Origin of the sequence: Amycolatopsis saalfeldensis (assembly GCF_900110575.1) — a bacterium.
GTDB classification, from domain to species: Bacteria; Actinomycetota; Actinomycetes; order Mycobacteriales; family Pseudonocardiaceae; genus Amycolatopsis; species Amycolatopsis saalfeldensis.
Map to the genome: position 1 here is coordinate 155000 of NZ_FOEF01000014.1, position 20267 is coordinate 175266.

A 20267-nucleotide genomic window follows, 5' to 3' on the forward strand; every position below is an offset into this window, starting at 1 on the left:
TGGGTGGTGGCGCCGGTGCGAGCCGGCGCCACCACGCATGAGTCGAGGAAGGTCGGACATGTCCAGTTCCACCGCGCTGACCGCGGAAGGCATCGGCAAGCGCTTCTCCGGCGTCACCGCGCTCGACGACGTCACGCTGGAGTTCCGCTCCGGCGAGGTGCTCGCGCTGATGGGCGAGAACGGCGCCGGCAAGTCGACGCTGCTGCGGGTGCTCTCGGGCGATCAGGGCCCCGACGACGGCACGCTGCGCATCGACGGCGAGCCCGTCGCGTTCGACACGCCGCGCGCCGCGATGGCCGCGGGCGTGCGCGTGATCTACCAGGAGCCGGAGATCATCCCGCACGTCTCCGTGGCGGAGAACGTGTTCGTCGGCGAGCTGCCCACGCGCGCCCGCGTGTTCAACCGCCGCACGCTGAACCAGCGGACGTACGAGGCGCTGGCTGAGTACGGCTTCGAGGGCGTGCTCGACCCGGCGACGCTCGGCAGCCGGCTTTCCGCCGCGCAGCGCCAGCTCGTCGAGATCCTGCGGGTGCTCACCGCGGCCACCCCGCCGCGGGTGATCGCGTTCGACGAGCCGACGTCCTCGCTGTCCGAGCACGAGGTGGAGGCGCTGTTCCGGCTGATCCGCCGGCTGCGTGACTCCGGCGTGGCCGTCGTCTACGTCTCCCACCGGATGAAGGAGATCTTCCAGCTCGCCGACCGCGTGGCGGTGCTGCGCGACGGCAAGCTGATCGGCGTCCAGCAGGCGAGCGAGACCGACGAAAACCAGTTGGTGCGCATGATGATCGGCCGGGACCTGTCCGCGCTGGAGCGCCGCGAGAGCGCGGAGCCCGGCGCGGTGGTGCTGCGCCTGGAAAACGTGACCACCGACGACGTCGACGACATCTCGTTCGAGGTCCGCGCGGGCGAGGTCGTGTGCCTGGCCGGGCTGGTCGGCGCCGGGCGCTCCGAGCTGGCGCGCGCGATCGTCGGCGATCTGCCGGTGCGCTCGGGAACCGTTGAGCTGGACGGAAAACCGCTCAAGGCCCGAAACCCGGGAGACGCGGTGAAGGCCGGCATCGGCTTCGCGCCCGAGGAGCGCAAGACGGACGCGTTGCTGATGCAGCGTTCGGTGCGCGACAACGTCTCCATCGCCGTGCTCGACCGGTTGCGCCGCTTCCGCGTGATCCGGCGGGCGAAGGAACGCGAGCTCGTCGCGGAGTACATCCGCGAGCTGAGCGTGCGGACGCCGTCGATGGAGCAGGAGGTCCGCAAGCTCTCCGGCGGCAACCAGCAGAAGGCCGTGCTCGCCCGGTGGCTCGCGCGGCGCCCGCAGCTGCTGATCCTCGACGAGCCGACCCGCGGCGTGGACGTCGGCGCGAAGGCCGAGATCTACCGGATCATCGACGGGCTGGCCGCCGAGGGCATCGCGCTGCTGGTGATCTCGTCGGACCTGCCCGAAGTCCTGTCCTTGGCCGACCGCATTGTCGTGATGCGCGCCGGCCACGTCGCGGGCCAGCTCAACCGCGACGAAGCGACCGAAGAAGCCGTACTCACCTTGGCCATTCCGGCGACGGAGCCGGCCGCCGAAGACATCCAGGAGGTGGGCGCGTGAGCACCCCGACCCGTCCCAGCCCCGCACAGGAGCAGCCGACCCCCGGCGCGCCCGGCCCGGACCGCGTCTCGCCGGTCCGCCGGGTGCTGAGCGGGATCGGCGTGCAGAACAGCAGCCTGATCATCACGCTCGTGGTGCTGATCATCGTGCTGTCCACGCTCAACGACAACTTCTTCCGCACCAACAACCTGCTGCTGATCGGCAGCGCGGTCACCATCATGGGCCTGCTCTCGCTGGTCCAGACGCTGGTGATCATCCTCGGCGCGCTGGACATCTCGGTCGGCTCCATGGCCGGGCTGGCGTCGGTGATCTCGGCGATGGCGTTCACGGCCACCGGCAGCTCCGCGATCGGCATCCTGGCCGCGGTCGGCACCGGCATCGCGTGCGGGCTGGTGAACGGCCTGATCATCATCTTCGGCCGGGTCAACCCGGTGGTCGCGACGCTGGCCACGCTCGCCACGTACAAGGGCATCGCGCAGGTGGTCTCCGACGGCAAGGCGCAGGGCTACACCGGCGCCGACGACCTGTTCATCTTCCTGGCCAAGGGCACCGTGCTCGGGCTGCCGACGCTGGTCTGGGTGTTCCTGATCGTGGCGGCGATCCTGCACTTCCTGCTCAAGTACACCGACATCGGCCGCAACATCTTCGCCATCGGCGGCAACGACACCGCGGCGCGGCTGGCGGGCATCAACATCAACCGCTACATCATCGGCGTCTACGCGCTGGTCGGCGTGGTCGCGGCGATCGCGGGGGTGCTGATCACCGCGCGCACCGGCTCGGGCCAGCCGACCTCCGGTTCGGAGGGCCTGGAGCTGCAGGCCGTCACCGGCGCGGCGCTGGGCGGCACGATGCTCAAGGGCGGCAAGGGATCCATCGTCTCCACCGTGCTGGCGGTGTTCATCCTCGGCGTGCTCGACAACGGCATGTCCGGGCTGGGCATCAACCAGTTCTGGCAGAACGTGGCGCACGGCGCGCTGCTCGTGGTCGCCGTGGTGCTGCAGCAGCTGCGCAGCGGGGAGCGCCGCGTCGGTCTCCCGGCCTGAGGTGGCGGCGGCGCCAGGGGCGGGCCTGCACGCCCGGCTCGTCGAAGCGCTCGGCCGGCTGATCGTCGAGGGCGGCCTCCCCCAGGGCGAGCCGATCGTGCCGGAAGACCTGGGCCGCCGCTTCTCGGCTTCCCGGACGGTGGTCCGGGAAGCCTTGCGGGTGCTGGAATCCAAGGGCCTGGTGGCGGCGCGCCCGCGCGTCGGCACCTGGCCGCAGCCGCCCGAGCGGTGGGACGCGATCGACCCGGACGTGATCGCGTGGCGGGTCGGCGGCCCGGACGGGCCGAAGCACCTCGGCGACCTGTTCGAACTGCGCGGGCTGGTGGAGCCGCAGGCCGCGCGGCTCGCGGCTCGGCACCGGCTGCCCGAGGAGCTTTCCGCGATGGCGGCGGCGTACGGGCTGATGGCCGACGCCGTCGAACGGGGCGATGCCGAGGCCTTCGCGCAGGCCGACCCGCTGTTCCACGCCGCGCTGGTGCGGGCGGCGGGCAACTCGCTGTTCGCCCAGCTCCAGGTGCCCGTGCTGGCCGCGGTGCGCGCCGTGCCGGAGCCCCCTGGCGAAACGCTGCTCGCGCATTCCCGCGTGCTGACCAAGGTGCTGGCGAAAGACGCCGACGGCGCCGAGCAGGCGGCGTCCCGGCTGCTGGAAACCCTGGCCCAGTACCGCTGAACGGCACCTTGACACGCCCAGCCGGCCACAACCATGCTCCCGGGAGGCCGCCGGACCCGGTGGCCTCCGCCGCCGTGAGCTCTTGAGGAGGACGCTGAAATGCGTTTCCCGGGAATCCGTGGCTTTGCCGTGCTCGCCGCGGCGGTGGCGGCCGGCGGGCTGGTTCCGGCGGTGGCGGCCGCTTCTGTTCCGTCTGTTCCGTCGGCGCAGTGCGCGGTGGCCGACGCGATGGTGAAGGCGGGTGACTACTGGGTCGCCAACGGCACCGACCTGGCCCCCGCCGACTGGCAGAACGCGACCTTCCACGTCGGCAACCTCGCGGTGGTCCGCACCACCGGCGTGTCCAACCACCAGACCCTGCCCTGGGGCGAGGCGAACAAGTACCTGCTGCCGAAGACGCCGGGGCAGCCGTTCGCGGCCGGGGACGAGGCGGCCGGCGAGGCCTACCTCGACCTGTACACCTACTTCCACCCCGAGCCGCCGATCCTCGCCGACCTGCGCTCGCGGCTGGCCGACGAGGTCACCAGTGTCCAATCCGGACAGACCGGCTACTGGGACACCGTGGACGCGCTGAACATGGCCATGCCCTCGTTCGCCCGCATCGGGGTCATGGACCAGAGCGAAGCGACGCTCGACGCGATGCAGAAGCTGTTCCAGCACACCGAAAAGCAGGCCGGCCTGTTCAACGAGCTGACCGGCCTCTGGCGCCACGACGCAGGCGCGCGGGACTTCTGGTCGCGCGGCAACGGCTGGGCGCTCGCCGGGCTGACGAAGGTGCTGCAGGCCCTGCCCGCGAACGACCCGCGCCGGCCGGAGTACCTGCGGGTGTTCAAGAAGATGGCGACGACGCTGAGCCTGGTGCAGCGTCCGGACGGCTTCTGGAACACGAACCTGCTGAACCCGTTCGACCACGCCGGCCCGGAGAGCAGCGGCACCTCGCTGTTCACCTACGGCATCGCCTGGGGCATCAACGCGGGCGTGCTGGACACTCGCTGGTTCAAGCCCGTGGTCGACCGCGCGTGGAAAGCCTTGTCCACCAAGGCGGAGCGGTCTGACGGCTTCGTGGGCTACGTCCAGCCGGAGGCATCCGGCCCGGGCGCGGCGAAGGCCACCGACACCGCGGCGTACGGCGTGGGCGCGTTCCTGCTGGCCGGCCAGCAGGTCGCGGACCTGACGCCGGGCTGCGCACCGCCCGCCGCCTGAGGACTCGTGAGTGTTTGTGCCGGTTCTGACCGTCATGAACACTCACGAGCCCAGGGTCAGCTCCGGCCGAGTGCGGGCAGCAGCGTGGCCGTGACGAACTGCTCGATGCTGGTGGGCGTGGTGGTGCGCGCGGTGCGTGGCTGCCGGGCGCGGGTGTGCCCGGAGTTGATGGCGTGCGCGACCTGCAGTTCGGGCCGTCCGGACAGGCGGGCGACCACCTGGGCCACGTCGGCCAGGCTCAGGTCCCGCTGGCCCTGGACTTCGCGGATCTCCGGGCCCTCCTGCTCCAGGTGATACAGCCCGGCCACCGGCCCGATGCCGGACGGCGAACGGCGGGCACCTCTCGGCCCGCCTTCAGCAGGCCTTCGACGTTAGGAACAACCGGGCCGTCCGGGGTGGGTGCGCGACCACTACCCCGGTTCGAGGGAATGCAGCCGCCGCTCGGACTCCGACACGGTCAGCTGGGTCGGCTCCAGGCGGCCGATCGCATGGTGGAAGACCTTCCCTGCGCTGCGCTTGCGATGGACGTCCTAACGGGCCCACTCCCGGCGGAAGTCCGCGCTGCGCAAGGAAAGCGAGGTCGGCCAGGTGCCGGTGGGCGTCGTGGCCGAGGGGAAGGGCGCGGGCCAGCAGCGCGACCTCTTCGCGCCGGAGACCGGGAACCTGGCGGGCGCCCCCGGGGACGAGGCCGGGACGATCACGGACCGGCGCGCGCGAAGGGACTCCGCGAGCCGGCCGGGTCCGTCGTGGGGCATCCCGCCAGGTTGCCGGCGAAGATCAGGTGAGCCGGAACACGCGCTCGGCCGTGCGGTGGCCGAGCGCGGTCCGCTGGTCTTCGGTCAGCGGCGCGTTCCGCAGGAAGGCCACGGCCGCCGCCGGGTCCTCGTACGGGAAGTCGATCGCGAACATCACGTTGTCCTCGCCGACCGCGCCCACGGCCAGCCCGAGCACGTCCGGATCGTCCATGCCGCTGGTGGTGAGCACGAAGTTGCGCCGGAAGTACTCGCTCGGCGTGAGCGAAAGGCGTGGCATCGAGGTGGCGGCCCCGGCCGTCCGCGCGGCGAACGCGTGCCGGTTGTCGATCCGCCGCAGCCAGTACGGGATGCCTTCGCCGAGGTGCCCGAGCACGAAGGTCAGACCCGGGTAACGATCGAGGGTGCCGCTGAGGATGAGCCGCATGGCGTGCAGCCCGGCCTCGGCCTGGTAGCCCCAGACCGCCCCGGACATCCCGTAATCGCGGTAGGCGGCGAGCATCCGCGGGTGCAGGTAGATCGGCGCCCGGCTCGCCTCGGCCGCCGCCAGCAGCGGCGCGAACTCCGGCTCGTCCAGGTACCGCCCGCCGGTGTGCGAGTTGATCATGATCCCGTTGAGGCCGAGCGGGCCCATCACCCGCTCGATCTCGGCCGCCGCGGCCGCCGGGTCCTGCGGCGCCGCCGTGCCCAGCCCGCCGAACCGGCCCGGGTACCGCCGCACGATCGCCGCCAGCTCGTCGTTGAACGCCCGGGCCAGCGGGACCGCATCCGTCGCCGGGTAGGGCTGGACCCCGGGCGGATTCAGGCTCAGCACGGCCATGTCCTGGCCGGCCGCGTCCATCTCCCGCAGCCGGGCGTCGACGTCGACGAGCCGGGCGCGGAGCACCGGGGACTCCTCCACCGTGCGCATCAAGGCCATTTCGGCCTCGTCGCCCGCGATCACGTCCAACGCGTGCGCAGTGCGCAGAAACGCCTCGGTGGAAAGGTGTTCCTCAACCGCGATGACCTTCACGCGGCGTCCATGGGGCATGAGTGGGGGCGACTCGTGGTTACACTGCGCTGCCGCCTCCCCGCCTGACCCACTCATGCCCGTCGCCCGCCGTCCACGGACATGGCGATCCCGGTGACGTACGCCGCGGCGTCCGAGCAGAGCCAGACGACGGCCGCGGCGGCCTCCTCGGGCGTGGCCAACCGGCCGAGCGGGGTGATCGCCTCCTGGAACGCGATCATGTCGGTGCCCGCCGCGACGTCGTCGAAGCCCGGGGTGCGGGTCGGTCCGGGGCAGACGGCGTTGACCCGGATGCCCTCGGCCGCGTAGTCGACCGCGGCGACCTTGGTGAGCCCGACGACGCCGTGCTTGGCGGCCACGTAGGCGGGAGCGTGCGGGATCGCGTACAGGCCGCCGTTGGACGCGACGTTCACGATCGCGCCGCCGCCTTTGAGCCACGGCAGCTCGTACTTCATGCACAGGAAGGTCCCGGCCAGGTTGACGCCGAGCACGCGCTCGAACTCGCCCAGGGTCATCTCGTCGAGCTGCCGGTGGTGTGAGGCCAGGCCGGCGTTGTTGACGGCGAAGTCGAGGCCGCCGTACGCCTCGACGGTGCGCTCGATGGCCGCCTTCACGGAGTCTTCGTCCGCGATGTCGACGGTGACGGCCAGCGCCTCCCCGCCCTCTTTCCCGATCAGCTCAACGGTTTCCGCCGCCGAGGGCTCGTCGATGTCGAGCACGGCCACCGCGGCGCCGCCCCGGGCCAGCTCCAGCGCCGCCGCGCGGCCGATCCCGCTGCCGGCACCGGTGACCAGCCCCCTCTTGCGAACGTCGCTCATGACAGCGATTCGTGGTTCGCCCAGGCAACCTTGTACGGGTGCCGCGACTGCCAGCGCTCGATCACTTCGTGCAGGCCGGGGTCGGCGAACGCCTTCGCCAGCGTCTCGGTGTCGGCCACGGCGAACTGCACGATCGCGGTCGCGATCAGCGCCGGGATGGCCTCCTCGCCGGGGATCGGGAGGTGGCGCCGGCTCACGACCGACTGCGCGAGACCGGTCGCGAGCGTGGCCCGTTCCACGTCTGCCAGGTATTGATCCAGCTCGCTGTCCGGGAGGGGCTGATCGAAGGAAACGATCATCGTATGGTTGATCATACGGAAATTATCGGCGCGAAAAGACCACATCGTCCAAGATCCATTGGCTATCCGGCGATAACCTGGAGGCATGGTCGAACTGGAGACGCGAGAGCTGGAGTACTTCATCGCGGTCGCGGACGAGCTGCACTTCGGCCGGGCCGCCGCCCGGCTCTCGATCGCGCAGCCGGCGCTGTCGAAGGCGATCCAGCGGATCGAGAGCCGGCTCGGCGTCCGGCTGTTCGTCCGCTCCAGCCGGCACGTCTCGCTCACCCCGTCCGGCGAGGCGCTGCAGGAGCACGGGCGGCACGCGCTGAACGCGGTGGGCGCCGCGGTCCGCAACGCCCGGCGCGCCGGCGACACCCAGGCCCACCTGCGGCTCGTGCTCAAACCCGGAGGCGACGCGCAGCTGTTGTCCGGGATCCTCGGCGAGTACGCCCACCAGCCGGACGCGCGCCGGGTGGACATCCTGTTCAGCGGTCCCGCCGACCGCGCCGACTTCCTGCGCGACGGCCGGGCCGACGTCGGCCTGCTGTACGCGCCGTTCGACGAGCTCGACGGCCTGGACCACGAGACGCTGCACGTCGAAGACCGCGTGGCCATCGTGCCGTCCGGGCACCGGCTGGCCGGGCGCTCCTCGGTGCGGATGTCCGATTTGGACGGTGAGATCCTGCCGCGCTGGAAGGGGGTTCCCAGCGACGGTCCCGACGAGAAGATCCTGCCGCGCCGGAAGGGCAAGCCGGAAGAGGCCGGTCCCGAGATCACCGACGTGGTCCAGCTGCTGCAGCTGATCACGGTGAGCCGGCTGATCGGCGTGCTGCCCCGCTCGCTGGTCGAACCGGTCCCGCCCGGGCTGTTCGCCGTCCCGATCGCCGACGCCCCGCCCAGCCGTCTGGTGCTGGCCTGGAACAGCCACGACCGGCGGCCGCTGGTCGCGTCGTTCGTGGCCGCCGCGCTCGAAGCCCGGGGTTGACCGTCTACTCCAGACAGTCCCACGGCTCGCCGCGGGTCAGCGCCGGGTCGGACTGCTCGAACGTCCGCGCCACGCCCGGCCCCGACGCCAGCGTCTCGAACCGCACGGTCACCCGGTTGTGCCCCGCGCCCTGCACCCAGCCCGTGCCGAACTCCGCGTGCACCACGTCGTCGCCGGGCCGCCAGCCGCTCGAAGACACGGGGGCGGCGCCGCCGGGAGAAGGCTCCGTGGCGACCACTGGTTCCGACGCGGCGGGCACGGTGAGGGTGAACAGCGCGTCCTGGTGCGGCACCGAAAGCCCGCTGAACGCCACCCCGGCCAGCCGCACGCCGCCGAACTGGGCGGGGTCCAGCAGGAGACGCTCCGCAGTGGCGGCGAGCTGTTCGAGGTCGTCGGTGGGCGAGGCCGTGGTCTCCGACCGCGTCACCGTGCTCATGTCCGTGTGCCGCAGCTTGATCACCACCGTGCGGGCGACACGGCCGGCCTTGACCAGCCGAGCATGCGCGCCCACGGCTATCCGGCGAACCTCGGCGCGCAGCCGGGCCAGGTCGACCACGTCGACGTCGAACGTCGTCTCCGCGCTGACCTGCTTGGCCTCCCCGCGCTCGGCCACCGGCCGGTCGTCCGTACCGCCAGCGAGCTTGCGCAGCTCACGCCCGACGGCGCCGCCCAGCGTCGCGACCGCGTCGGACTCCGGCAGATTCGCCAGCTCCCCCAGCGTTTTCACGCCGATGGTGCGCAGGTTCGCCTCGGCCACCGGGCCGATCCCCCACAGCGCCCGCACCGGCAGCGGCGCCAGGAACTCCCGCTCCGCGCCCGGCGGCACCACCAGCAGGCCGTCCGGCTTCGCCCGGTCCGAGCCGATCTTCGCGACCTGTTTTCCCATGCCCGCGCCGATCGACGCGGTCAGTCCGGTCTCCGCGCGGATCCGCGCGCGCAGGTCTTCGGCGAACGCCGTGACCTCGTCGATCGTGGCGTGGGCCAAGGACGGCGGCTCCGCGAACGCCTCGTCGAGCGAGATCCGTTCGAGCACCGGCGCGACCGAGGACACCACGTCGAAAACCCGTTTGCTCAGCCGTTCGTAGAGCCGGAACCGCGGCGGCAGGATCACCGCGCCCGCGGGCAGCAGCCGCCGGGCCTGCGACATCGGCATCGCCGAGCGGACGCCGTACTCACGTGATTCGTAACTCGCCCCGGCCACCACGCCACGCGGGCCGGTGCCGCCGACCACCACGGAGCGGCCGCGCAGCGTGGGCCGGGTGAGCTGCTCGGCTGAAGCGAAGAAGGCGTCCAGGTCGAGGTGGATCACCCAGCGGGGCACTCGTCAGCTCCCGCCGGTGGCGTCCAGCAGCCGGTGCAGCGCCTGGGTGTAGGCCTCGAACGCGGCGCGGCCCTTGGCCGTCAGCCGGACCAGGGTGACCGGGGTGCGGTGCTCGTGGGCCTTGGTGATCTGCACGTACTCGGCGTCTTCGAGCTTGCGCAGGTGGGTGGAGAGGTTGCCGGCCGTCATCTCCAGCAGCTGCTGCAGCCGCGGGAAGGTGATCTGGTCGGCCGAGCGCAGGCCGGCCAGCGCGACCGTGACCCGCAGCCGCGCCTGGGCGTGGATGACCGGGTCGAGCTCGGGCAGTCCGGACTCCGTCACCTTCGCCTCGTCCCGAGCGGCCGGCCACGGCGCTCACGCACGTAGTAGACGAGCGCGGCGACCAGGAACCCGCCGCCGCCGGCCAGGCACAGCACCAGGAAGTTGCCCGGGACGCCGACCAGCACGCTGGCCCCGCTGCAGACGATGATCCACACGCCGAAGCCGTACTGCAGCTTGTCCTGCCAGAGCATCCCGCCCGCGAGGTAGAGCGCGCCGGTGACCAGCAGCGAGGTGCCCGACCACAGCAGGGAGATCGTGGACGGGTCCAGTTTGCCCAGCGCCATCACGCGGAGGTTGATCAGCGTCAGCGCGCCGAACGAAAGCATCCAGCTCCAGCCGTACATCGCGCCGACGAGTTGGGACGGGCCGCGGATCCCGCGGTTGACCCGGGTGCCGTAGAAGATGGAGTAGACGATCGAGGCGACGAACAGCACCGCCACCACCACCGAGGCGGCCCAGCCCGGCATGAGCGGCTTCGCGTGGCTGGCATCGGACAGGTACACGAGTCCCCAGCCGACCAGCCACGCGAAGGCCCATACCCCGAGCAGCCGCGCCGGGCTCGCCCCCAGCTCCCGGCGCATCCGCTCGTTCTGCCGGGCGATCAGGCTCAGCGACTCCTCCGCCGACAGCGGCGGTGTCTCGTCGTCTTCCACCTTGGTTCGCCCTCCCACCGTGCTGACCCCACATACAGCACGGAAGCTACCCTGCCACGTCAGCCGACCTTGGCCGTGTCCAGCCGGAACCGCCGCACCACCACGAGCGCGGGCACCACCAGCCACGCGGCGAGCACGGCGGCGGCCAGGCCGAGCCCGGTCTCGTGGGTCACCGCCACGGTGCCGACCCGGCCCAGCCAGAACGTCGGGAAGAAGTGCGCGACCGTCGACATCCACTCCGGCATGATCGACAGCGGCATCCACAGCCCGCCGAAGACGCCGAGCGGCAGCATCAGCGCCCCGGTCATCGCGCCGACCGTGTCGCCCTTGCCGAACAGGCCGAGCAGCAGCCCCAGCACCGCGAACGGCAGCGCGCCGAGCCACAGCCCGAGCCCGCTGAGCACCCACTGCGCGGCCGTCAGGTCGACCCCGCGCAGCGCGCCGGCCACGAAGATCACCAGCAGCACGGGCAGGGCCATCGCCATCGCGGAGGCGATCTTCACGAACAGGTAGCCCGGCCCGCGCATCGGCGTCAGGCGCAGCTGCCGCTGCCAGCCGTCGGTGCGCTCGGTGGCCACGCGGGTGCCGGTGAACAGGGCGCCGCCCATCGCGCCGTACGCGCCCATGTTGATCATCGTGGTGACGCTCGCCTTGATCCCGTCCGGCCCGGCCAGGTCCCCGAACAGGCCGCCGAACAACAGGAACATGCCCAGCGGCACGGCGATGGTGAAGAGCGCGAACTGCGGGCTCCGGACGATCCGCAGGATCTCCAGTCGCAAGTAGACGAAGTTCATCGGAGCGCTCCTTCCGGCTCGTCGGCGGTCAAGGCCAGGAAAGCTTCTTCGAGGCCGACGGCGGTGATCTCGATGTCGGAGGCGAGCGGGAAGGCGGTGAGCAGGGCGCGGATCGCCAGGTCGGAGTCGGCGCAGGCCAGCTCGGCGCGCCCGCCCTGGACGCGCGCGGTGGTGACACCTTCGAGCGCCGCCAGCGTGGCCTCGTCCGCACCCGGCACCACGGCCCGCAGCACCCGCCCGGACACGGCGGCGCGGACCTGCGCGACCGGCCCGTCGGCGACCACCCGGCCGTGGCGCATCAGCACGACGCGGTCGGCGAAGTCCTCGGCCTCGGCGAGGTAGTGCGTCGCGAAGAGCACTGTCCGTCCCGACGCGCTGAACTCGCGCATCGACGCCCAGAACGCCCGCCGTCCGTCCACGTCCATGGCCGCGGTCGGCTCGTCGAGCACCAGCAGCTCCGGGTCGCCGGTCAGCGCCAGCGCGTACCGGACGCGCTGGAGCTCGCCGCCGGAAAGCTTGCCGCAGCGGCGGTTCGCGAACTCGGTGATCCCGGCCCGCTCGAAGACCTCCTTCGCCGGCAGCGGTTTGCGGTGCATCGAGCGCAGCAGCCCGACCAGCTCGGCCGGGGTGACGTCACGCAGCAGGAACCCGTTCTGCACCATCGCCGCGATGCGCCCGCTGTCGATCGCCTCCCGCGGCTCGGCCCCGAAGACCCGCACCTGCCCCTCGTCCGGGCGGGTCAGCCCCAGCAGCATGTCCACGGTGGTCGACTTGCCCGCGCCGTTGGGCCCGAGCAGCGCGACCACCTCACCCCCGCTGACCTCGACGGACAGGTTGTCCACCGCCAGCACCGGGCCGAATCTCTTGGTCAGCCCCCGTAGGCTGAACGCCTCGCTCATCTTCTCTCCCCCAGGACTTTGCGTCGCAAACCTTGCTTGCACTTTGTAACACAAAGTTCGCTGTCTTGGAAAGTCCTAGCTGCGGGGCGGTGTGCGGAAAATCCGGTTGATCACCGCCGGCGGCCGGGCTAGCGTCTCGCCCATGACCTACTTCATGCGCCTCCGCAGCCACTGAGACGGCGTGACTCTCCGGGCCGCCCGCCCACCGGGCGGCCCCACTCCTGCGCGCCGTCCTTCCGTTTGAGTCCGGAAAGGACAGTTCATTGCGCAAGCACATCGTCATGGTCGGCTGCAGTGCGCCCAGCCACGTCTACCCGTCGCTGGCGCTGATCCGGGAGCTGGTCGAACGCGGCCACCGCGTGAGCTACGTCGTCGGCGAGCCGCTCGCCGGCCTCGTCGAGCCGACCGGGGCCGAGGTCGTCGCCCACCCGACGATCTTCCCGCTCGGCGAGACGGCGTGGCCCGAAGACCCGGCCGAAGCGATGCGGGTCTTCCTCGACGAGGCGATCGCCATCCACCCGCAGCTCACCTCGCGGTTCGACGAGGACCGCCCGGACCTGCTGCTGTACGACATCGGCGGCCTCGGCGCGCCGCTGCTGGGCGAGCGTTACGGAGTCCCGGCCGTGCAGCTGTCGCCGTCGCTGGTGGCGTGGGACGGCTATGAGGAGGACATGGCCGAAGTGCTCGGCCCGCTGCGGTCGTCACCGTCCGGAATGGACTACAACCGCGCGTACACCCAGTGGCTGAAGGAAAACGGCATCATCGCCGAGGGCTGGGACTGGATCGCCCACCCGGCTCAGGTCCTCTCGCTGATCCCGCGCGCGATGCAGCCGAACGCGGAGCGGGTGCCGTCGAGCGTGCGGTTCGTGGGCCCGTGCCTGGACCCGCTGCGCCTGGCGGACCGGAGCTGGACCCCGCCCGCGGACGGGAAGCCGGTGCTGCTGGTGTCGTTCGGCACGGCGTTCACCGATCAGCTCGACGTCTACCGGGCCTGCGTCACGGCGTTCGCGGACTCGGGCTGGCACGTGGTGCTCTCGGTGGGCAAACACGTGTCGGCCGAGGACCTGGGCCCGCTGCCGGACTCGTTCGAGGCACACGAAAGCGTGCCGCAACTGGCGGTACTGGAGACCGCGTCGGCGTTCATCACCCACGCCGGCATGGGCAGCTGCACGGAATCACTGTGGTTCGGCGTGCCGACGGTCGCGATCCCCCAGGCCGTCGACCAGTTCGGCAACGCGGCCCTGCTGGACTCCCTGGGCGTCGGCCGTCACCTGCCGGCCGCCGAGGTCACCGCGTCTTCCCTTCGTGAGGCTGTCGACGCGGTGTCTTCGGCCCCGGAGGTCGCCGCCCGCCTGGCGGCGCTGAAGGCCGAGTCCCGAGCCAACGGCGGCGTCTCCACTGCCGCGGACGCGGTGGAGTCCTTTCTGAAGTAGCGGTTTTCGTTGCGCAGAGGCTTCGGCGGTACTGGTTTCGGTATCGCCGAAGCCTTCTCCGCATTTCACTGACTCAGCGGTACGGCCAAGTACCTGGGTGCACTATGTGCTGGGGCGGCCGACAAGTCCTGGCGCGCGGCAACCGTCGGCAAAAAGCCATCAAATCGAATCAGCTGCCCAAAGAAGACTGCCAGTATCGATGCAGTCGTGGCCGACCTCGTCGACTGGCTCGCCGAGGACTACCAGAAGCGCGATGGAAGTTCCTCTCGTCCAGGCAACAGCGACGACGGTCGAGTCGGCAGCGGCGACTCGCATCCTGGCCTCCCGCGAGGAGCAGGGTCGTTTGAAACTCGAAGAATTCGTAAGGATTCTTGCGATGGCCGTCCAGGACTCGTGACCACCAGCGAGCGAAGCTCAGGACCCTCAGCCGCGGATTTCGTTCAGGTAGTTGTAGATCGTGTACCGGGTGACGTCCAGTTGACCCGCCAGGTGGTCGACCGCGTCCTTGATCAGGAAGAAACCCGCCTCGTCCAATTCGCGGACCACCGCTGCCTTGTGGCGTTTCTTCATCAGCTCCACCGGGATCCCCGCCTTGCCGATCGCGCGGGTCACCAGGAAGCGCTGGAGGCTGTCGACGTCCGGGGGGAAGGTTTCCTGCGGGGTCTCGGCCTGCGCGGCGCCCGGCAGTTCGCTGTTCACGCACAGGCAGCCCACCGCCACGCCGGCCGCATCGCGCAGGAAGAGGGTGGACGAGCGGATGGCGCGGCCGTCCGGGCCGTGGGTGCGGTAGTTCGTCAGGTCCTGGGTGGTGCCGCGGCGGACCAGGCCGAGCAGCAGGTCCGTCATCGGGCCGCCGACGGTGCGGCCGGTCAGGTCGCCGGCGATGGCGACGATCGAGTCCGGCAGGCGGCTCAGGTCGTGCAGCAGCACCTCGTTGCCCGGGCCCAGCATCGCGGCCAGGCCGTCGACGGCCGGGACCAGCGCGCTGAGCAGTTCGGGCGTCGCCGCGCCGGACGCGGCGGGCGGGGTCACCGAGAGCGGCTTTCGGGGCCGGGTAAGGGTTTCCAGCGCTGTGCGCAGCTGGTCGGCGGCGGCCACCGGAGTGGACGCGTGCGGCGAGAGGCGCACGTGCTCGGGTCGCACCGTCGCCGCGATCCCGGCCGACGCGAGCGCCGCGCCGACCTGCTCGGCCGGGTGACCGGGCAGCGTGAACGCGAGGATGCCCGCGCGCCGTTCGGTCGCCGACACGATCTCCGCGCCGCAGGAGCGCAGGACGTCCTCCAGCGAGCCGACGCGCTCGGCGATCCGGCCCGCGATCGCCCCGACGCCGGCCTCCTCCACCAGCTCGAGCGCGGCGGCGAAGGCACCGGAGGTGATCGGGCTGAGGTTGGAGATCGACCAGCCCGCCGCCGTCATGTCGGCCGGGTGGATCTCGTTGTCGAACAGCCCGGGGTCCCGCGCGCCGGTCCAGCCGGACAGGATCGGGTCCATCCGCTCCAGCGCGCGGTCGGACAGCACGGCGAACCCCGTGCCCCAGCCCGCGCGCAGCCACTTCTGGCCGCCGACCACCAGCACGTCCGCGACCTCCCACGGCGCCTCGGTCACGCCGAAGCCCTGGATGCCGTCGACGACCAGCAGCCGGTCGTCGACGACCTCGCGCAGCGCGGCGAGATCGGCCCGGTAACCGGTGCGGAAGTCGACGGCGCTCACCGAGACCGTGGTGATGTCCGGGGTCAGCGCCGCGGCCACCCGGTCGGCCGTCACGAAGCCGCCGTCCAGCCGCCGCACCTTGACCAGCCCGGCCTGCTCCGCGCGGGCCCACGGGTAGGTGTTGGCCGGGAACTCCGCCGCCGACACCAGCACCTCGCCGCCGGGGGTGTTGAACGCCGCCTGGAACAGGCCCAAACTGGTGTGCGGCAACAACACGGTGTGGTCGGTGTCGCTGCCGCACAGCCGCGCGGCGGCCGCCTTGGCGCGGGTCTCCTGCCGCATCAATTCGTCCACAGTGGACGGTCCGGCGACCGTGGCGTCTTCGAGGAGACGAGCCGTGGTGTCGAGCACGGCGTGGGACGGCGGGCCGAACCGGGCGAAGTCCAGGTAGCCCGCGGGCTCGTCGAACTGCAGCAGGTACCGGGGCGAAATCCGCGTCACGACAGGACCCGCGCGAGGAACTGGCGGGTGCGCTCGTGCTCCGGCGCCTTCAGCACCCGGTCCGGCGGGCCGGTCTCGACCACCGCGCCGTCGGCGAGGAACACCACCTCGTCGGCCGCCTCGGCGGCGAAGGCCATCTCGTGTGTCACGACCACCATCGTCATCCCCTCCCGCGCCAACGTACCCATCACCGCCAGCACCTCCCCCACCAGCTCCGGGTCGAGCGCCGACGTGGGCTCGTCGAACAGCATCAGCTTCGGCTTCATCGCGAGCGAACGCGCGATCGCGACCCGCTGCTGCTGCCCGCCCGAAAGCTGCGCCGGATACGCGTCGGCCCGGTGTGCGAGGCCGACGCGGTCCAGCAGTTCCAGCGCGTCGGCGCGCGCTCGGTCCGGTTTCACCCCGAGCACCCGGATCGGCCCCTCGACGACGTTCTCCAGCGCCGTCCGGTGGCCGAACAGGTTGAACCGCTGGAAGACCATGCCGATGTCACGGCGCTGGCGGGCGACGTCGGCCTCCCGCAGCTCGTACAGCTTCCCGCCGCGCAGCTTGAAGCCGATCGGCTCGCCGTCGACCCAGACCTGCCCGGCGTCGATCGTCTCCAGGTGGTTCAGGCAGCGCAGGAACGTGCTCTTGCCCGCGCCCGACGGCCCGAGCAGGCAGACCACCTGTCCCTTGTGGACTTCCAAGTCGATGCCCTTCAGCACCTCGGTGTGCCCGCTGTGTCCCCTGGGGGTCGAACCCCCAGACCCCCGCCGGGTGGCACGCCCCCCTGGACCCCCCGAAAAGAAGGTTTTGCGCACGCCCACGGCACGCAGCAGTGGTTCAGACACGGGCACTCCTCACCAGCGGCACTCCCCGCAGCGCCTTGCCGACGCGTGAGGCCGGCCCGCGGTCCGAGGCGCCGAACGCGCGTTCCAGGTAATGCTGGCCGACCCCCGCGACCGTGACCACCACCATGTACCAGACCGCGGCCGCGATCAGCGTCTCCATCACCAGCAGGTTGTTGGACGAGATGTTGTTCGCCGCGTGGATCAGCTCGGTCACGCCGATCACCGACGCCATCGACGTGCCCTTGAGCATGTTGATGAAGTCGTTGCCGGTCGGCGGGATGATCACGCGCATCGCCTGCGGCAGCACCACCCGGCGCAGCGTGGCGCCGGGGGTCATGCCGATGGACTTCGCCGCCTCCGTCTGTCCACTGTCGACACTGTTCAGCCCGGCGCGGACGATCTCGGCCATGTACGCGCTCTCGTTGAGCGCCAGCCCGAGCAACGCCGCGGTGAACGCGCTGATCAGCACGTTCGTCTGCTCGTGGAGCAGGTAGCCGCCGAACGGCAGCGGGATCGAGATCGTCGGGAAGATCAACGCGAGGTTGTACCAGATCAGGATCTGCAGCAGCACCGGCAAACCGCGGAACAGCCAGATGTAGGCCGCCGCGAACCATTTCGCCACCGGGTTCGCGCTCCGGCGCAGCAACGCGATCAGGATGCCGAGCACGATCGCCACGGCCTGCGAGATCACCGCGAGCACCACGGTGTTGAGCAGGCCGAGCGCCATCACGCGGTAGAACACGAAGTCCGGCACCGAGTTCCACTCGATCTGGGCCTGCGCGAGCGCGAACCCGAGCAGCACCAGCAGCGCGAGGATGACCACCGCGCTGACCCAGCGCCCCCAGTGCTTCAGCCGGACGATCGGCAGCGGCTCAGCTTCCGCCATTGACGGCCGCCTCCTTCACCGCGCCCTGCTCGACACCCCAGGACTGGAGGATCTTGCCGTACGTGCCGTCGGCGATCAGGGACTGGAGCGCCTGCTTCACGGCGTCGCGCAGCTTCGTGTTGGCCTTGGTGAAGCCGATGCCGTACGGGCCGCCCTCGATCGGCTGGCCCGGCACGACCTCGAAGAACTTTCCCTCGCCCGCCGTGCGCGAGATGTAGACGGCGCTGGGCAGGTCGTTGAGGATCGCGGCGACGCGGCGGGTGCGCAGCTGGTTCTGGTTCTGAGTGTCGCTGTCGGTGGCCGTGACGGTGATCGCCGGCTTGCCCGCCTGCGTGCACTTCGCGCTCTGCGCGGCGGCGAACTTCTGGTGGCTGGTGCCCTGGACGACGGCGACGTTCTTGCCGCACAAGGTGTCCGGCCCGGTGATGCCGTCGGGGTTGCCCTTGGCGACCATGATCGTGATGCCGGAGGAGAAGTAGTCGACGAAGTCGATCTGCTGCTGGCGCTCCTTGGTGTCGTTCATCGCGGCCATGGTCAGGTCGACGCGGCCGGACTGCAGGCTGGTGATCAGCGAGCCGAACGCCATGTCCTGGTACGCCACCGTGACGCCGAGCTTCGCGCCGACCGCCTTGGCCAGGTCCACCTCGTAGCCGATCGGCGTTTTGCCGTCGCCCGAGTAGAAGTTGTTCGGCGCCGACTGGATGTTCGACGCGAGGTGCAGCGTCTTGGCCTGCGCGACGGCGGGCGGCAGGGCGGCCGTGAGCTGCGGATCCGCCCTGACGGCGGTGATCAGCGCGGCGTTGTCCGGGATGGCGGACTTGCTGTTCCCCGCGGCCGGCGACCCGCCGGCACCGTCGGGACCACCTCCGCAGGCCGAGGTGACCAGGACGAGGGCACCGCCGAGCAGAGCGGTCAACCAGGTGCGGGAACGGGACGGCGACGGCATCGGGGACCTCCAGGGCGTCGTGATGCCGGGAACGGTACAACTCGCTGTTGAAGAGGTCAACGGTCAGTTGAAATTCACCGAGCCGCTAAGGTTCCGGCATGCGGATCGGAGTGCTGGGAGCAGCCGGGATCGTGCCGAGTGCGCTGGTCAAGCCCGCGCGGGGCAACGCCGAAGTGGAGGTCGCGGCCATCGCGGCGCGCGACCCGCGGCGGGCCGCCGAGTTCGCCGCGAAGCACGGCATCCCGAAGGTGCACGCGACGTACGACGATCTCCTCGCGGACCCGTCACTGGACGCCGTCTACAACCCCACCCCCAACGGCCTCCACGGCCGCTGGACGCTCGCCGCCCTGGCCGCGGGCAAGCACGTCCTGTGCGAGAAACCCTTTACTGCCAACGCGGACGAGGCCGCCACCGTCGCGCAGGCCGCGGCGGCGTCCGGCCTGGTGGTGATGGAGGCGTTCCACTACCGGTACCACCCGTTCACCCTGCGGATGGAGGAGATCCTGGCTTCGGGCGAGCTGGGCTCGGTGCTGCACGTCGAGACCGCGGTGAGCTTCCCGTTGCCCCGCTTCTCCGACATCCGCTACAGCCTCCCGCTGGCCGGCGGGGCGACGATGGACGCGGGTTGCTACGCCGTCCACTTGGCCCGCGTTTTGGCGGCTTCGACGCCGGAAGTGGTTTCGGCGAGCGCGAAGCTCCGCTCCCCCGGCGTGGACCGCGCGATGACGGCCGCCCTTCAGTTCCCCACCGGCGCCACCGGCCGGGTGCGCTGTTCCCTGTGGTCGTCCGACGTGCTCCGCATTTCCGCCCGCGTCACCTGCTCCCGGGGCGAGGTGCGGGCGATCAACCCGATCTCCCCGCAGCTGTGGCACCGCCTTTCGGTCCGGGGCCCGGGCGGGCGGCGCGCCGAGCGGTTCCCGCACCGCCCGTCGTACGACTACCAGTTGGACGCCTTCGCGAACGCGGTGCTGCGCGACGGCCCGGTGAGCACGCCGCCCGAAGACGCCGTCGAGACGATGACGGTGGTGGACGGGATCTACCGCGCCGCCGCCTTGGAACCGCGGGTTCCCACGCCCTGACCGGCGCGCTGGTCGTGCACGGCGATGAGGTTGTCGACCAGGCGGACGGCGTCGGCTTCCGGGTCGAGCGGGCTGGAAATCAGCGCGTAGAGGTACGCCGGGGCGAGCACCATCTCGAAGACGTCCTGCCAGCCGATCGCGGTGGTGGCGCTGGCCTTCAGCGTGGCCTCGATCTCGCGGATGCGGGGCTCGGAGAACCGGGCGACGTCATCCGAGCCCTGCTCGCCGGCCTCGCCCGCCCTCACCATGGCGCGGGCCAGGGTCAGCTGGACCGGCTTGCGGAGATCGGCGAGCAGCTTGGTGGCCCAGACCAGCAGATCGGCGCGCAGGTCGCCGGTCGCGGGCAGCGGTGACCGGGTGGCCAGCTCGTCGACGATCGTGTCGATGACCAGGCCCTCGGCAGTGCGCCAGCGCCGGTAGATCGTGGCGACGTGCACCCCGGACCGGGCCGCCACCTCGGCGATCTCGACGGTGCCGTCCTCGGATTCCGCCAGCAGCTCACGGGTGGCCGCGTGCACGGCCTCACGGGTGCGGGCAGTCCGCCCGCCGGGACGGGTCACCCCGGTTGCCTGCGCCATGCCGACACACTACCGCGA

General features: G+C 71.2%; 22 protein-coding genes. 7 read left to right on the forward strand and 15 right to left on the reverse strand.

The window, feature by feature from the left end; all coding sequences use genetic code 11:
* Positions 1 to 58: 58 nt before the first annotated feature.
* From BMY97_RS28545 to BMY97_RS28560, 4 genes are all read left to right on the forward strand, one after another.
* Entirely contained in the window at positions 59 to 1594 is a 1536-nt protein-coding gene (locus BMY97_RS28545; protein ID WP_091622307.1) for a sugar ABC transporter ATP-binding protein, read from the forward strand.
* Positions 1591 to 2637 (forward strand): ABC transporter permease, encoded by a 1047-nt coding sequence (locus BMY97_RS28550; protein ID WP_245787541.1) that lies wholly within the window; start codon positions 1591 to 1593, stop codon positions 2635 to 2637. The genes BMY97_RS28545 and BMY97_RS28550 overlap by 4 nt, the downstream gene beginning before the upstream one ends.
* Position 2638: 1 nt before the next feature.
* Complete coding sequence (locus BMY97_RS28555) at positions 2639 to 3307, forward strand: FadR/GntR family transcriptional regulator (protein WP_245787542.1); 669 nt, start codon at positions 2639 to 2641, stop codon at positions 3305 to 3307.
* A gap of 99 nt (positions 3308 to 3406) precedes the next feature.
* Entirely contained in the window at positions 3407 to 4510 is a 1104-nt protein-coding gene (locus BMY97_RS28560; RefSeq protein ID WP_091622309.1) for a glycoside hydrolase family 88 protein, read from the forward strand.
* Between the two features lie 56 nt (positions 4511 to 4566).
* Here the strand turns inward: BMY97_RS28560 and BMY97_RS28565 are convergent, their stop codons facing one another.
* The 5 genes from BMY97_RS28565 to BMY97_RS28580 all read right to left on the reverse strand — a co-directional run bounded on the left by BMY97_RS28565 (position 4567) and on the right by BMY97_RS28580 (position 7433).
* Positions 4567 to 4818 (reverse strand): hypothetical protein, encoded by a 252-nt coding sequence (locus tag BMY97_RS28565; RefSeq protein ID WP_091622312.1) that lies wholly within the window; start codon positions 4816 to 4818, stop codon positions 4567 to 4569.
* Between the two features lie 222 nt (positions 4819 to 5040).
* Positions 5041 to 5265 carry a hypothetical protein gene (locus BMY97_RS47875; RefSeq protein WP_218156901.1) on the reverse strand — a complete coding sequence of 75 codons (225 nt, stop codon included), beginning with the start codon at positions 5263 to 5265 and terminating at the stop codon, positions 5041 to 5043.
* 22 nt (positions 5266 to 5287) lie between these two features.
* Positions 5288 to 6274, reverse strand: a complete 987-nt coding sequence (locus BMY97_RS28570) for an amidohydrolase family protein (RefSeq protein WP_091622314.1) — start codon at positions 6272 to 6274, stop codon at positions 5288 to 5290.
* A 71-nt stretch (positions 6275 to 6345) separates the two neighbouring features.
* Complete coding sequence (locus BMY97_RS28575; protein ID WP_091622317.1) at positions 6346 to 7089, reverse strand: SDR family NAD(P)-dependent oxidoreductase; 744 nt, start codon at positions 7087 to 7089, stop codon at positions 6346 to 6348.
* Complete coding sequence (locus tag BMY97_RS28580; RefSeq protein ID WP_245787543.1) at positions 7086 to 7433, reverse strand: hypothetical protein; 348 nt, start codon at positions 7431 to 7433, stop codon at positions 7086 to 7088. The genes BMY97_RS28575 and BMY97_RS28580 overlap by 4 nt, the downstream gene beginning before the upstream one ends.
* A 40-nt stretch (positions 7434 to 7473) precedes the next feature.
* Between BMY97_RS28580 and BMY97_RS28585 the strand changes: the two genes are divergently transcribed.
* Positions 7474 to 8355 (forward strand): LysR family transcriptional regulator, encoded by an 882-nt coding sequence (locus BMY97_RS28585; RefSeq protein ID WP_091622322.1) that lies wholly within the window; start codon positions 7474 to 7476, stop codon positions 8353 to 8355.
* Between the two features lie 4 nt (positions 8356 to 8359).
* Here the strand turns inward: BMY97_RS28585 and BMY97_RS28590 are convergent, their stop codons facing one another.
* The 5 genes from BMY97_RS28590 to BMY97_RS28610 are packed head-to-tail and all read right to left on the reverse strand — an operon-like array spanning position 8360 to position 12343.
* Positions 8360 to 9676, reverse strand: a complete 1317-nt coding sequence (locus BMY97_RS28590; protein WP_091622325.1) for a DNA polymerase IV — start codon at positions 9674 to 9676, stop codon at positions 8360 to 8362.
* 3 nt (positions 9677 to 9679) lie between these two features.
* Positions 9680 to 9997, reverse strand: coding sequence for a winged helix-turn-helix domain-containing protein (locus BMY97_RS28595; protein WP_091622328.1), 318 nt, complete (start codon positions 9995 to 9997; stop codon positions 9680 to 9682).
* Positions 9994 to 10650: a hypothetical protein gene (locus BMY97_RS28600; protein ID WP_091622330.1), complete on the reverse strand. Its 657-nt coding sequence runs from the start codon at positions 10648 to 10650 to the stop codon at positions 9994 to 9996. The genes BMY97_RS28595 and BMY97_RS28600 overlap by 4 nt, the downstream gene beginning before the upstream one ends.
* A gap of 59 nt (positions 10651 to 10709) precedes the next feature.
* Entirely contained in the window at positions 10710 to 11444 is a 735-nt protein-coding gene (locus tag BMY97_RS28605) for an ABC transporter permease (protein WP_091622333.1), read from the reverse strand.
* The gene (locus BMY97_RS28610; protein ID WP_091622336.1) at positions 11441 to 12343 is read right to left on the reverse strand and encodes an ABC transporter ATP-binding protein; all 903 of its coding nucleotides are present in this window, start codon (positions 12341 to 12343) and stop codon (positions 11441 to 11443) included. Before BMY97_RS28610 ends, BMY97_RS28605 begins: the two co-directional genes overlap by 4 nt.
* A gap of 281 nt (positions 12344 to 12624) precedes the next feature.
* Here BMY97_RS28610 and BMY97_RS28615 point away from each other — a divergent pair, with 281 nt between their 5' ends.
* Positions 12625 to 13776, forward strand: a complete 1152-nt coding sequence (locus BMY97_RS28615; protein WP_091622557.1) for a macrolide family glycosyltransferase — start codon at positions 12625 to 12627, stop codon at positions 13774 to 13776.
* A gap of 423 nt (positions 13777 to 14199) precedes the next feature.
* On the opposite strand, the gene BMY97_RS28620 is transcribed toward BMY97_RS28615, so the two are convergent.
* The 4 genes from BMY97_RS28620 to BMY97_RS28635 form a co-directional block, all read right to left on the reverse strand.
* A complete protein-coding gene (locus BMY97_RS28620; RefSeq protein ID WP_091622339.1) occupies positions 14200 to 15927 on the reverse strand; it encodes an aminotransferase class V-fold PLP-dependent enzyme in 1728 nt (575 codons plus the stop codon).
* Positions 15924 to 16634: an amino acid ABC transporter ATP-binding protein gene (locus BMY97_RS28625; RefSeq protein ID WP_177231589.1), complete on the reverse strand. Its 711-nt coding sequence runs from the start codon at positions 16632 to 16634 to the stop codon at positions 15924 to 15926. Before BMY97_RS28625 ends, BMY97_RS28620 begins: the two co-directional genes overlap by 4 nt.
* A 118-nt stretch (positions 16635 to 16752) precedes the next feature.
* Positions 16753 to 17646: an amino acid ABC transporter permease gene (locus BMY97_RS28630; RefSeq protein ID WP_091622345.1), complete on the reverse strand. Its 894-nt coding sequence runs from the start codon at positions 17644 to 17646 to the stop codon at positions 16753 to 16755.
* Positions 17633 to 18592: an ABC transporter substrate-binding protein gene (locus BMY97_RS28635; RefSeq protein WP_091622347.1), complete on the reverse strand. Its 960-nt coding sequence runs from the start codon at positions 18590 to 18592 to the stop codon at positions 17633 to 17635. The genes BMY97_RS28630 and BMY97_RS28635 overlap by 14 nt, the downstream gene beginning before the upstream one ends.
* Positions 18593 to 18690: 98 nt before the next feature.
* Between BMY97_RS28635 and BMY97_RS28640 the strand changes: the two genes are divergently transcribed.
* Entirely contained in the window at positions 18691 to 19671 is a 981-nt protein-coding gene (locus BMY97_RS28640) for a Gfo/Idh/MocA family protein (RefSeq protein ID WP_091622350.1), read from the forward strand.
* Here the strand turns inward: BMY97_RS28640 and BMY97_RS28645 are convergent.
* Positions 19629 to 20249 (reverse strand): TetR/AcrR family transcriptional regulator, encoded by a 621-nt coding sequence (locus BMY97_RS28645; protein ID WP_091622352.1) that lies wholly within the window; start codon positions 20247 to 20249, stop codon positions 19629 to 19631. The genes BMY97_RS28640 and BMY97_RS28645 overlap by 43 nt on opposite strands.
* Positions 20250 to 20267: the final 18 nt, after the last annotated feature.

Bases quoted from the DNA above. Each gene is read 5' to 3' on its own strand.
- BMY97_RS28545 (WP_091622307.1), top strand. From the start codon at position 59: ATGTCCAGTTCCACCGCGCTGACCGCGGAAGGCATCGGCAAGCGCTTC.
- BMY97_RS28560 (WP_091622309.1), top strand. From the start codon at position 3,407: ATGCGTTTCCCGGGAATCCGTGGCTTTGCCGTGCTCGCCGCGGCGGTG.
- BMY97_RS47875 (WP_218156901.1), bottom strand. From the start codon at position 5,265: ATGCCCCACGACGGACCCGGCCGGCTCGCGGAGTCCCTTCGCGCGCGC.
- BMY97_RS28575 (WP_091622317.1), bottom strand. From the start codon at position 7,089: ATGAGCGACGTTCGCAAGAGGGGGCTGGTCACCGGTGCCGGCAGCGGG.
- BMY97_RS28580 (WP_245787543.1), bottom strand. From the start codon at position 7,433: ATGTGGTCTTTTCGCGCCGATAATTTCCGTATGATCAACCATACGATG.
- BMY97_RS28585 (WP_091622322.1), top strand. From the start codon at position 7,474: ATGGTCGAACTGGAGACGCGAGAGCTGGAGTACTTCATCGCGGTCGCG.
- BMY97_RS28605 (WP_091622333.1), bottom strand. From the start codon at position 11,444: ATGAACTTCGTCTACTTGCGACTGGAGATCCTGCGGATCGTCCGGAGC.
- BMY97_RS28610 (WP_091622336.1), bottom strand. From the start codon at position 12,343: ATGAGCGAGGCGTTCAGCCTACGGGGGCTGACCAAGAGATTCGGCCCG.
- BMY97_RS28615 (WP_091622557.1), top strand. From the start codon at position 12,625: ATGGTCGGCTGCAGTGCGCCCAGCCACGTCTACCCGTCGCTGGCGCTG.
- BMY97_RS28630 (WP_091622345.1), bottom strand. From the start codon at position 17,646: ATGGCGGAAGCTGAGCCGCTGCCGATCGTCCGGCTGAAGCACTGGGGG.
- BMY97_RS28635 (WP_091622347.1), bottom strand. From the start codon at position 18,592: ATGCCGTCGCCGTCCCGTTCCCGCACCTGGTTGACCGCTCTGCTCGGC.
- BMY97_RS28640 (WP_091622350.1), top strand. From the start codon at position 18,691: ATGCGGATCGGAGTGCTGGGAGCAGCCGGGATCGTGCCGAGTGCGCTG.
- BMY97_RS28645 (WP_091622352.1), bottom strand. From the start codon at position 20,249: ATGGCGCAGGCAACCGGGGTGACCCGTCCCGGCGGGCGGACTGCCCGC.